Below are 10601 nucleotides of genomic sequence, written 5' to 3' on the forward strand. Positions count from 1 at the left end.
CCGTACCAGGGCACCCTATGCAGGGAGCACTTCGGCAGGCCGATACCGCTGCGCGACGGCGCCGGAGCGGAACTCCCGCCGCTCCACGAGCTCGAGCCGAAGACGCTCGTGCAGGCCGTCGAGCAATCGGGGACCATGCCCCGCGACGACTGGATGGACCACGAACAGGTACTCGTCGATCAGCCCGAGGTCCGCGAGCGCCGCAGGCAGCGCCACACCGCCGACCGACAGGCCCTCCCCCGGCTGATCCTTCAGCCCCCGCACGGCCTCGGCGAGGTCGCCGCGCACGAGGTCCGCGTTCCAGTCGACGGCATCGAGCGTCGCCGACACCACGTGCTTCGGCAGGCGATCGATGGTCTCGGCGAAGGGCGTCTCCCACTCCTCCATCCAGTCCGGCCAGACCCCGGATTCCGGACGCCGCCACGCGGCCCGCATCATGTCGTACGTCACCCGACCGTAGAGAAGGGCGTCGGCGCGTTGCAGCTCCGCGGTCCAGAAGCGCATCGACTCCTCGTCGGGCGGGAGTCCGGCTTCGTGATGGCAGCAGCCGTCGAGCGTCACGTTGATGGCGTACCGCAGCGGTCTCATCGGAGCTCTCCGACCGGGATCGGCACCGTCAGCATGTTGCCGGGGGGCGCCAGCGGGCACGCCCACGCCGGGTCGTAGGCGCAGGACGGGTTGTACGCGAAGTTGAAGTCGAGCACGAGCGTGCCGCGGCGCGGGTCGGCCCCGAGGTCAGCGCCCTTGATCGTGTCGATGAGGTACCGCCCGCCGCCGTACGTCCCCCCGCTCTGCCCGGCGGAGGCATCGCGCACCGGCACGAACAGGCCGCCACCGTAGGAGGCGAGCCGCCACACGTCGAGAGACCCGACGTCAGGGATCTCCACGACGCCGACGCGCTCGAACGGCACGATGCCGTCCGTCCCCGTCGCGAACTCGAACGTGGCCGGATCGGTGTCGAGGATCGGGAGCTCGAACCGCCAGGCGGCGTCGTACGAGGCGATCGGCAGCCCCTCGTACAGCGCCCTGTCCTGCGGGAGAAGGGGCGTCGCCGGGTGCCGCAGCAGCAGCTCGTCGCGCTCGATCCGCCACAGCTCGTGCGCCTCCTCCGGGGAGTCGGCCCGTCGCACCGCTTCGTACAGGGCGAACACCCGCCGCCGCCAGTCGACGACCTCGACAGCCGTCTGCGCATTCGTCATGCGCCCACGGTACGCCGGACGACGGACGCTCGGAATGGTCTCAGTCCCCCGCGATCATCTCCGCATAGCCGTCCTCGTAGGTCGGGTAGTCGAGCCTGCCGAGGACCGCATGCACCAGCGAGCCGTCGTAGACGAAGCCGCTCGCCGCACCGCCGTCGTCCGGGGGCACGGGCACGCCGAGGCGGTCGGCGAGGAAGGTCACGACGTCTCCCAGCGGAGCAGGCGCCTGGTCGACGGCGTGCACGAGCGCCGGGGGCTCCGGCATCCGCAGCAGCAGGTCGAGAATGCGTACGAGATCGGTCTCGTGGATGCGGTTCGTGCGCCGGCGGTGCGTGACGGGAGCCCCCTGCCTGACCTTCCGGAGGAGGAACTCGCGCCCGGGGCCGTAGATGCCCGCGGGACGCACGACCAGCGCATCGAAGAGCTCGACGGCCGCCTTCTCGCCGTCCCGCAGACCGCGGCCCCGGTCGGTGGTGGGCACCGGCTCGATGCGCTCGGTCACAGGCTCGGCACTCCCGGTGCCGTCGAACACCCCGGTGGACGAGACGAACACCGTCCGCGCCGGCCGGGTCGGCAGCGCTGCCGCGAGGTTCGCGAGCGCCGTGCGATACGACGACACGTCCGGCCCGGGCGGCAGGGTCACCACGACGGCGTCGACCTCGGGCAGCGGCGCCGTGAGCGGAACGGTCAGATCGGCCGCGAGCGCCGTCACCCCGTCCGGCATGGGTCCGTCACGGCGGCGGAGGGCCAGGACCTCACCGCCGTCCGCGAGGAGCAGCGGAGCGAGCCGGGTGCCGAGCTTCCCGAAGCCGACCAGGAGGGTGCGGCGCGGCGGAGGCGGAGTGGTCATCCCTCCCACCCTCGCACATCGCCGTCGTGCGACGGACGTAGGCTTGATCGGTGACGGAATCGCAGGGACGGGTGTGGACGGGAGTCCTCCGCGTCGGTCCGCACCGCGGGGATCACCGGGTCGCCCTGCGCGCCGCCGTCAGTGTCGCCGTCCCGCTCCTCGTGCTGTGGGCCGTCGGCCGGCTCGACCTCAGCATCTATGCGAGCTTCGGTGCCTTCGCCGCGCTCTACGGCCGGCACGACGTCTTCCGCGACCGGATCCGCATGCAGGCCAGTGCCGGCGGGGTGCTACTCGGCGCGATGCTGATCGGCACGGCCCTGTCGGTCCTCGCCGCCCCCGCCGTGCTGAGCATCGTCGTCGTCGCACTCGTCGCTGCGGCCGTGACGCTGCTGGCCTACGTCCTGCAGTGGCACCCGCCCGGGCCGCTGTTCACGGTCTTCGCGACCGGGGCGTGCGCGACCATCCCCGCCACCGGCGCCTCCTTCGGCGCGGTCCTGCTCGTCGGCGGGGCGAGCGTGCTCTTCGGCCTCGCCCTCACCGCCCTCGTCGCCCTCGTCACCCGGACCACGGCGGAGGCGGCACAGAAGGCGCGCCCGTCCGTCGGGCCGGTCGCCGCCGAGATGGCCGCCTCGGTCGCCGCCGCGATCGTCGGAGCGGGCGTGGTCGGCCTGCTCCTCGGCGGCACCCACTGGTACTGGGCAGCGGTCGGCGCGGTGGCCGCGGTCAGCGGCGCGCAGCTCAACGCCCGCGTGATCCGCGGCATCCAGCGCCTCGTCGGCACGCTGCTCGGCGTGCTGGTCGCCGCCGGGATCCTCGCCCTCGACATGCCGGCGCTCGCCGTGATCGCCGTCGTCGTGGTCCTGCAGGGAACGGCCGAACTGTTCATCGGCCGCAACTACGGCATCGCGATGGTGTTCGTCACCCCGCTCGCCCTCCTGATGGTGCACCTGGCCGCGCCGACTCCGGTCGCCGACCTGCTGACCGACCGCGTTCTGGAGACGATCATCGGCGTGGTCGTCGGAACGGTGGTGGCCGTCACGTCCGCGGCGCTGCGCCGACGGAGCCGACCCCGCTGACGAGACGACGAAGCGCCGCACCCGGGAGGGATGCGGCGCTCCGAGGCGAGGCTTCTACTCGGCGTCCGCGGCGATCTTCCGCGCATCGTCGGCGTTGAGCACGCGGAACAGCAGGGCGGCGATGATGGCACCGACCGCGGGAGCCACGATGTACAGCCAGAGCGAGCCCCACGCGAAGTGCCCGCTGACCGAGAGGCCGAGGGCCACCGCCGGGTTGAATCCGCCACCCGAGATGGAGCCGACCGTCGCCGCCCCGACGAAGACGGTCGCACCGATCGCGAGCCCGTAGAACGAGTTGCCCGCCGTGTCCTTCGAGGTGGCGGAGTTCAGCACGACCCAGACGAGGATCAGCGTGAACAGCGCCTCGACGAGGAATGCCGGACCGACCTCGATGACCATCGCCTTCTCGCCGGCCGGCCAGACGGCGAGGGCCACGACAGCCGCGAGCGCCCCGCCGGCGAACTGCGCGACGAGGTACGAGACGAAGTCGGCGACGCTGAGCCCGCCGCGCAGGAACACGCCCAGCGAGACCGCCGGGTTGAGGTGGGCACCCGAGATGTGGCCCGTGGAGTACACGAGCACCATCAGTGTGAAGCCGATCGCGAGCGGAGTGAGCGGGCTTCCGCTGTTCACCGCGGCGATGATCGCGAGGACGAAGAGGAACGTGGCGACCGCTTCCGCGAGCGCCTTGCGAGGTGTACCGATCATGATGGTGTCCTTCTGTGGGATCGCAGGCGGCCCCCCGTCTCCCCGGAACGGCCCGGGCGACGACCCGCCTTGCGGCACCGAGGATAGCGCGCGGTCGGCTCTCGCTGGCTCATTGGCGGCGGCACTGTCAAGCCCGTCGCCCGCCGTAGCTCCGGACCGTACCGTGCAAGGATGACCGTCCAGACCGAGCCGCGCGCCGAGACACCCACCCGGTTGCGCCGCGCCATCACCGGCCCCCTGCTGTTCGCGTTCATCCTCGGCGACGTCCTCGGCGCGGGGATCTACGCGTTGATGGGCGTGCTGTCGGAAGACGTGGGCGGCCTGCTCTGGGCACCGCTGGTCCTCGCCCTCCTCCTCGCCATGCTCACCGCAGGGTCGTATGCCGAGCTCGTCACCAAGTACCCGCGCGCGGGCGGGGCCGCGGTGTTCGCCGAGCGGGCGTTCCGCAGCCCGCTGGTGTCCTTCCTCGTCGGCTTCAGCATGCTCGCGGCCGGGGTGACGAGCGCGGCCGGGCTGGCCATCGCCTTCGCCGGCGACTACCTCAGCACCTTCGTCGACCTGCCGACCATCCCGGTCGCGATCGTCTTCCTCGCGATCGTCGGGCTGCTCAACGCCCGCGGCATCCGCGAGTCGATGGGCGCGAACCTCGTGATGACGGCGATCGAGCTCAGCGGCCTCGTGATCGTGATCGTCGTCGTGGCGGTGTTCGTCGGCGGCGGGGGCGGCGATCTGTCCCGGGCGACGCAGGTGCCCGAGGGGGCGAACGTCGCATTGGCGGTCCTCTCCGGCGCGGTGATCGCGTACTACTCGTTCGTCGGCTTCGAGACCTCGGCCAACATGATCGAAGAGGTCAAGGACCCGCGGCGGACCTACCCGCGCGCGTTGTTCGGGGCGCTCCTCACCGCCGGTGTCGTGTACGTGCTCGTCGGCATCGCCAGCGCCGTCGCCCTGCCGGCCTCCGAGTTGCAGGAGTCCAGCGGTCCGCTGCTCGCGGTCGTCGAGGCCACCGGGGTCAGCGTCCCGTCGTGGCTGTTCAGCCTCATCGCGCTCATCGCCGTCGCCAACGGAGCCCTGCTGACGATGATCATGGTCAGCCGCCTCACCTACGGCATGGCGGAGCAGAACCTCCTGCCGTCCGCGCTCGGGCGCGTCCTGCCGAGGCGGAAGACCCCGTGGGTCGCGATCCTCACCACGACGCTCGTGGCGATGGGCCTCACACTGGTCGGAGACCTCGCGACGCTCGCCGAGACCGTCGTGCTGCTGCTGCTGGTCGTCTTCCTCAGCGTCAACATCTCGGTGCTGGTCCTGCGCCGCGACACGGTCGCGCACGACCACTTCCGCGTATGGACGTTCGTCCCGGTGCTCGGCATCGCGTCGTGCATCCTGCTGCTCACCCAGCAGCGCCCGCAGGTGTGGCTGTTCGGCGCCATCCTCCTCGCCGTCGGCGGTGTGCTCTACGCTGTCGCCCGGTGGACCCGCAACCGCTCGAAGACCGCCGACACGAAGGAGAGCCATGAGCACGCCCGATGACACCGCCGACGAGACGTTCGAGCAGAACCGTCACGATCAGTTGACCTCGGCCCCCGACGCCACGGAGGCCGACGCCGCGCCTCGCGTGGACGTCTCGGAGCACGACGGCAACACCCGCATCGACATCCGAGACGACGCCGAGGTGCGTCCCGGCCCTGGTCCCGGCATGCCCGAGGCCGACGGGGAGGACTGACCCCGCACGCACGAGCGCCGGCTCGCTTCAGGGTCATGTCGCGTTCGCGGTGGACCCGTGCAACCCGCAGAGTCGCTCAGCGCGCGCCCGGCCCTGCGACACGCGCCGCGGCGATCGCGCGACGGACGACGTCCGTATAGATCTGCCCGCCCTCCGGCTGGGGATGGATCCCGTCGCGAGCGAGTGCGCCCGGGCGGCTGGTGATCGCAGCATCCCAATCCGCGACCACCGTCCGCGGGGACCTCGCCGCGAAGGCAGCGAGCGCCGCATTCGCGGCGGCGATCCATCCGCGGTCGGCGTGGCCGGTCACCAGCACGAGAACACGGTCGGGGCCGATCCTCGCCCGAGCCTTCTCGAGGACTCCGATCGGGATCTCGCCGTTCGTCGCCAGACCGATCACCACATACCGCCGGAGGGTGCCGGCATCGGCCTGGCGTCCCAGGATATCCGGAGCCGCCCATATGCTCCGCGACACGGCAGCATCGATGGCGATCCCCGGGAATCCCCGCTGCAGAGCCGGCGCGGCCGCGAGCATGACGGAGTCCCCGATGGCGGTGATGTCCGTCCCCCGTACCGCGGGCGTCCGCGGTGCGGGGGACGATGACGACGGGGGCTTGGGAGGCGCCGGCGTGTCTGTCGCCGGCGCGCTGCTCTCGGCGGCGGAGGGCAGCGCCTCCACCGCTTGCCTTCCGCGTGCCACGAGCTGCTCCGCCTCCGACGCATCGCCTCGCACCACCGCGATCCCGAGAGCGGCGATCACGAGGACCCCCGCCAGCGCACCGGCGGCGACCCGCGTCGCCCTTCGGGGCCGATCCGCGCGAGGTCCTGACCGCGGCGCGCGCCGGAAGGGGCTCTCGATGAAGACGTACGAGGCGGCCGCCGCGGCGACGCTCAGCGCGACCGTTGCGAGCACGAGCAGCGGGGTGGCGCCGACGAGTGGGGTGGCGCCGAGGATCAAGAGCAGGGGCCAGTGCCAGAGGTAGAGCGCGTAGGAGCGTTCGCCCACCCAGCGGAGGGGCCGCATGTCGAGGCAGCGCCCGAGCGCCGGCACCGTCGCTGCCGACCACACGAGACCGGCGGCGGCGACGCTCGACAGCAGCAGACCTCCCCGTGTCGGGAGTCCCCCCGCGGACGACAGCGTGAGGGCGATCACGATGAGGGTCCCCAGGGCGGCGCTCCCGATGAGGGTGCGGAAGACGCGAGAGCGACGGGACGGCACGGCGAGGTCATCCGGCCCCAGGGCGAGCGCGAGCGCCGCGCCGATCAGCAGCCCGAAGGCGTGCGTGTCCGTGCCGAAGTAGGCCCGGGTCGGAGAGCCGAACGGGTCTCCGCTCAGCGCCCCCATCGCAACGGCGGAGACGGCTGCCAGCCCCAGAGCGACGACCGAGAGGGAGCGTCGGCGGATCCGGAAGCAGACAAGAGCGAGCACGACCAGCAGCGGGCTCAGGACATAGAACTGCTCCTCGACCGCGAGGGACCAGAGGTTCATGAAGATGTCGGGCTGCTCGTCGGCGAAATAATCCCCGTCGGCGGCGATCGACACCCAGTTGAAGCTGAAGGTGAGCGCGCCGATGAGCTGGCGCCGGATACCGGTCAACAGGTCCGAATCGACCGCGAACGCCAGCGGCACGATGACGGCGATCATCGCCGCGAGGGCAGGGAGGATGCGTCGGGCGCGCCGTACCCAGAAGGCCCCCAACCTGATCCGGCCCGTGGCGGCCAGCTCCCTCAGCAGCAGGCGGGTGACGATGAACCCGCTCACGACGAAGAACACATCGACCCCGATCAACCCGCCGGGGACCGCCGCCGGCACCAGGTGGAATCCCAGAACCGCGACGACGGCGAGCGCCCGGAGGCCGGTGAGGCCACGCACGTGGGAGCGTTCGGGCACGCGAGCACGGGACAGGGGTTCCGAAGGGAGCATCACCAGTCCTCAGGAGATCAGCCGGAACGGATACGTCTAACATGTTAGAGGGTATCCGAACGAATCGATCTCCGCGATGCCGGCGACGCTACAGCCAGCCTTTGCGCTTGAAGGCCGCGTACAGTCCGACCCCCATCGCCACCATGAGCAGCACCGCCATCGGGTACCCGAACACCCAGTGCAGCTCGGGCATATGGTCGAAGTTCATGCCGTAGACCGTGCCGACGAGCGTCGGAGCGAAGAGGATGGCCGCCCACCCGGAGATCTTCTTCACCTCGTCGTTCTGGCGGATGCTCAGTTCCGTCATCCGGCGCATCTCGTCGTTCTGCCGACGCGCGACGATGGTCGACTCGACCGTGAGGGCGTTGTCGAGCACCGAACGGAAGGTCGTCGCCTTGTCGCTCACACGCAGCGTGTGGTCGAGGACATCCCGCAGGTACCGCTGCAGCTCCTCGCTCACGCGGTACTTCTCCGACCCGCGCAGCAACGCCTCCAGCATGCCGGCCAGTGGCTGGGTCGCCCGCTGGAAGTCGATCACCTCGCGACCGAGATCATAGATCCGCTGCGTGGCATCCGCGTCTTCCTCGAAGAGCTGACCCTCGATCTCGTCGATGTCGTTCTCGAGGCCGGCCAGGACCGGCGAGTACTCGTCGACCACCTCGTCGAGGATCGCGTAGAGCACCGCCTCGGGGCCATGAGCGAGCAGAGCGGGATCGGCCTCGAGCCGGCGCCGCACCCGACCGAGGTCCGGCGACTCCGCATGACGGATCGTCACGACGAAATCCGGCCCGACCAGCACGTGCACCTCGCCGAACTCGACCTCCTCGCGCTCGTCGAGGTAGCGCGCGGGCCGGAGGACCATGAACAGCACATCGCCGTACCGCTCCAGCTTGGCGCGCTGATGCCCGGAGAGCGCGTCCTCCACGACGAGCTCGTGGATGCCGAACTCGTCGGCGACGGCCCTGACCTCCTCCGCGCTCGGCCGGTAGAGGCCGATCCACCCCATGCCCCGCCGTTCCCGGATCCGCTCGAACGTGTCGTTCAGGCTGCCGGGATCCTCGGCGCGCACACCGTCGACGTAGACGGCGTTGTCCACGATCGCCATACGGCCCTCCTGCTCGTCCGGGCTCCGCTCAGCCGGCCGGGGGGACGCACACGAGCGCGGCGTCCGTGGTGGCCTTGTGGTACTGCTCGGCCGTGTAGGGCAGACCGAACTCGGGAGCCGTCTCGCCGGATGCCGCGGGAGCCTTGGAGGCGATCGCGGCCAGCTCCCAGGAGAGCTGCTGAGCGAAGCGTGCCCCGGCGGTGGAATCGTTCAGCACGACGGCCACGGTGAAGCCGGTCGTCGGGTCCGAGTACGCCGCCGTCGCATAGCCGGGAGTCCAGCCGTGCTGACCGATCATGGAGCCGACGATGTAGGCGCCACCCGTCGCCTGGTACCACGACGGCGCCTTGTCGTAGGCGGGCAGCGGCGCCCCGAAGCGGTCCGGCTCGTCCTTGGTGCGCAGCACCTGCTTGGCCTCGGCCTGCATGTACCGGCCGAGATCGGTGATCGTCGACACCGCTCCCGAGTCGGTGAACCCGGTGCTGGAGGACATCGTCGTGATGTCGATGGGCGCTGCGCAGTTGAAACCGCCCTCGACCGCTCCCATGTAGTGCCCGCTGAGCGACGACCCCTCCGACGGCGGCGCCGCGGCGGGCGACGGCAGCGAGGTGTCGGCGAGCGCCAGCGGCTCGGTGACGTACTCGGCGATCAGTTCGCGCGCACTCATCCCCGAGGCGCGCTCCAGCGCGAGGCCGAGGAGGAGGTAGCCGGCGTCGGAGTCGCGGAACGTGGTCTGCGGAGCGATGCGGGCGCGGCCGAGACCGTAACCCGCGAGTTCGAGGGGCGCCCAGACCCGCTCCGGGGTGTTCAGCCACGCGCTCTTGACCGTCGCCTCGGAGGAGCCGGCGCCGCTGGTGCCGTTGCACAGGTCGACGAGGGTGACGTCGGACATGTCGGCGACACCGGAGACGTATTCCGGCACCGTCGCGTCGAGCTCGACGGTGCCCTCGTCCGCGAGCGCGTAGAGGACGTCGCAGGTCATCAGTCGCGTGATGTCCGCGATGCGGAAGGACATGTCGGTCGAGAGCTCGCCGCCCTCCGCCTTGTCCTGCGTGCCCGTAGCGGCGACCCAGGTGCCGCTCCACGGCACCCAGACCCCGACGATCGCCCCGCTGGCCCCGGAGGCCGCGAGCGCGTTGTCGACCGCGCCCTGCAGCGCCGCGACCGTGTCGTCGGGAAGCGTGGCGTCGACCTGCGCGGGCGGCGTATAGCTGAAGGAGCCCTCGGAGGAGCATCCGGTGAGGACGAGACCGAGAACGGCCGCCGTGGCCGCTGCGGCGCGCCACCGGCGCGACGAGAGAAGCTGCATGTGTGGGAACCCCCGAAGACGTGTCTCCTGAGTCTAGAACGCGGATGCTGAAAGTCGGCCCCGCGCGTCGTCGTAGGGTGTCCCTGTGCCCCATGAGTTCGATGCCGACGTGATCACCGCCGTCCTCCGCCACATGAACGGCGACCACACCGACGACAACCTCCTCATCGCGCGCGCCTTCGCCGAACCGTCCGCGGAGGCGATCGATGCGTCCGTGATGACCGGCTTCGACGGCGAGGTCGGCGTCTGGGAGATCTCCCGTGGCGGCACGACGTCAGAGCTCCGTGTCCCCTGGCCCGGCGGCCCGATCACCGAGCGCCGCGAAGTGCGCCGAGAGGTTGTGGCGCTGTACGACGCGGCCTGCGAGCGCCTGGGCGTCGAACCACGGCCGCACGACTGACAACCGTGGGGCTCCGGAATCGACGCTCCCGGAGCCACTGCCCCGATCCCGGCCTTCTACTGGCCTCAGGGGCAGTCCGTTTCTTGGGTTGCTTCGTCGGCGGGGACGCGACCGCACTGTGACCATACTTTCGCTCGTAGCTTCGTTGAGGCGACCGGCCACGTGGTCAAAATCGACATCGAACCCGTCTGAATACACATCAAGGCCATCGCGCCAACCCGACACCGCGGAGCTTTGCACGGCTTCGATGTTCAGGCCCGCCGAGATCGCGAGCGATACGGCCGGAGGCCGCGTCCGTTTGAGTGGT

Annotated in this window: 11 protein-coding genes; 4 read left to right on the forward strand and 7 right to left on the reverse strand. The window is 70.9% G+C overall.

Features of this window, described 5'->3' with window-relative positions:
• Window positions 1-15: 15 nt before the first annotated feature.
• The 3 genes from B2W79_RS15660 to B2W79_RS15670 are packed head-to-tail and all read right to left on the reverse strand — an operon-like array spanning window position 16 to window position 2049.
• The gene (locus tag B2W79_RS15660) at window positions 16-588 is read right to left on the reverse strand and encodes a dihydrofolate reductase family protein (protein ID WP_292791080.1); all 573 of its coding nucleotides are present in this window, start codon (window positions 586-588) and stop codon (window positions 16-18) included.
• Window positions 585-1199, reverse strand: coding sequence for a DUF1684 domain-containing protein (locus tag B2W79_RS15665; RefSeq protein ID WP_292791083.1), 615 nt, complete (start codon window positions 1197-1199; stop codon window positions 585-587). The genes B2W79_RS15660 and B2W79_RS15665 overlap by 4 nt, the downstream gene beginning before the upstream one ends.
• Window positions 1200-1239: 40 nt before the next feature.
• Window positions 1240-2049, reverse strand: coding sequence for a sugar nucleotide-binding protein (locus B2W79_RS15670; RefSeq protein WP_292791086.1), 810 nt, complete (start codon window positions 2047-2049; stop codon window positions 1240-1242).
• Window positions 2050-2099: 50 nt separating this feature from the next.
• Between B2W79_RS15670 and B2W79_RS15675 the strand changes: the two genes are divergently transcribed.
• Window positions 2100-3125: an FUSC family protein gene (locus B2W79_RS15675; RefSeq protein WP_292791088.1), complete on the forward strand. Its 1026-nt coding sequence runs from the start codon at window positions 2100-2102 to the stop codon at window positions 3123-3125.
• Between the two features lie 54 nt (window positions 3126-3179).
• Here B2W79_RS15675 and B2W79_RS15680 read toward each other — a convergent pair whose 3' ends face one another.
• Window positions 3180-3833: an MIP/aquaporin family protein gene (locus B2W79_RS15680; RefSeq protein ID WP_071329336.1), complete on the reverse strand. Its 654-nt coding sequence runs from the start codon at window positions 3831-3833 to the stop codon at window positions 3180-3182.
• Window positions 3834-4004: 171 nt separating this feature from the next.
• Between B2W79_RS15680 and B2W79_RS15685 the strand changes: the two genes are divergently transcribed.
• Window positions 4005-5363: an APC family permease gene (locus B2W79_RS15685; protein ID WP_292791091.1), complete on the forward strand. Its 1359-nt coding sequence runs from the start codon at window positions 4005-4007 to the stop codon at window positions 5361-5363.
• Window positions 5347-5556: a multidrug transporter gene (locus tag B2W79_RS15690; RefSeq protein WP_071329338.1), complete on the forward strand. Its 210-nt coding sequence runs from the start codon at window positions 5347-5349 to the stop codon at window positions 5554-5556. Before B2W79_RS15685 ends, B2W79_RS15690 begins: the two co-directional genes overlap by 17 nt.
• A 76-nt stretch (window positions 5557-5632) precedes the next feature.
• On the opposite strand, the gene B2W79_RS15695 is transcribed toward B2W79_RS15690, so the two are convergent.
• The 3 genes from B2W79_RS15695 to B2W79_RS15705 form a co-directional block, all read right to left on the reverse strand.
• Window positions 5633-7447, reverse strand: a complete 1815-nt coding sequence (locus B2W79_RS15695; protein WP_292791095.1) for an acyltransferase family protein — start codon at window positions 7445-7447, stop codon at window positions 5633-5635.
• 121 nt (window positions 7448-7568) lie between these two features.
• Entirely contained in the window at window positions 7569-8585 is a 1017-nt protein-coding gene (corA, locus tag B2W79_RS15700) for a magnesium/cobalt transporter CorA (protein ID WP_071329340.1), read from the reverse strand.
• Between the two features lie 28 nt (window positions 8586-8613).
• Entirely contained in the window at window positions 8614-9894 is a 1281-nt protein-coding gene (locus tag B2W79_RS15705) for a serine hydrolase domain-containing protein (RefSeq protein WP_071329341.1), read from the reverse strand.
• A gap of 85 nt (window positions 9895-9979) precedes the next feature.
• Here B2W79_RS15705 and B2W79_RS15710 point away from each other — a divergent pair, with 85 nt between their 5' ends.
• Window positions 9980-10294, forward strand: coding sequence for a DUF2470 domain-containing protein (locus B2W79_RS15710; protein ID WP_218138562.1), 315 nt, complete (start codon window positions 9980-9982; stop codon window positions 10292-10294).
• The last annotated feature ends 307 nt before the right edge of the window (window positions 10295-10601 follow it).

The sequence above is a fragment of the Microbacterium sp. UBA7513 genome (assembly GCF_002478345.1).
Taxonomy (GTDB): domain Bacteria; phylum Actinomycetota; class Actinomycetes; order Actinomycetales; family Microbacteriaceae; genus Microbacterium.

Coding starts and splice junctions, on each gene's coding strand:
- B2W79_RS15660 (WP_292791080.1), bottom strand. CDS start 588: ATGAGACCGCTGCGGTACGCCATCAACGTGACGCTCGACGGCTGCTGC.
- B2W79_RS15665 (WP_292791083.1), bottom strand. CDS start 1,199: ATGACGAATGCGCAGACGGCTGTCGAGGTCGTCGACTGGCGGCGGCGG.
- B2W79_RS15670 (WP_292791086.1), bottom strand. CDS start 2,049: ATGACCACTCCGCCTCCGCCGCGCCGCACCCTCCTGGTCGGCTTCGGG.
- B2W79_RS15680 (WP_071329336.1), bottom strand. CDS start 3,833: ATGATCGGTACACCTCGCAAGGCGCTCGCGGAAGCGGTCGCCACGTTC.
- B2W79_RS15685 (WP_292791091.1), top strand. CDS start 4,005: ATGACCGTCCAGACCGAGCCGCGCGCCGAGACACCCACCCGGTTGCGC.
- B2W79_RS15690 (WP_071329338.1), top strand. CDS start 5,347: ATGAGCACGCCCGATGACACCGCCGACGAGACGTTCGAGCAGAACCGT.
- corA (WP_071329340.1), bottom strand. CDS start 8,585: ATGGCGATCGTGGACAACGCCGTCTACGTCGACGGTGTGCGCGCCGAG.
- B2W79_RS15705 (WP_071329341.1), bottom strand. CDS start 9,894: ATGCAGCTTCTCTCGTCGCGCCGGTGGCGCGCCGCAGCGGCCACGGCG.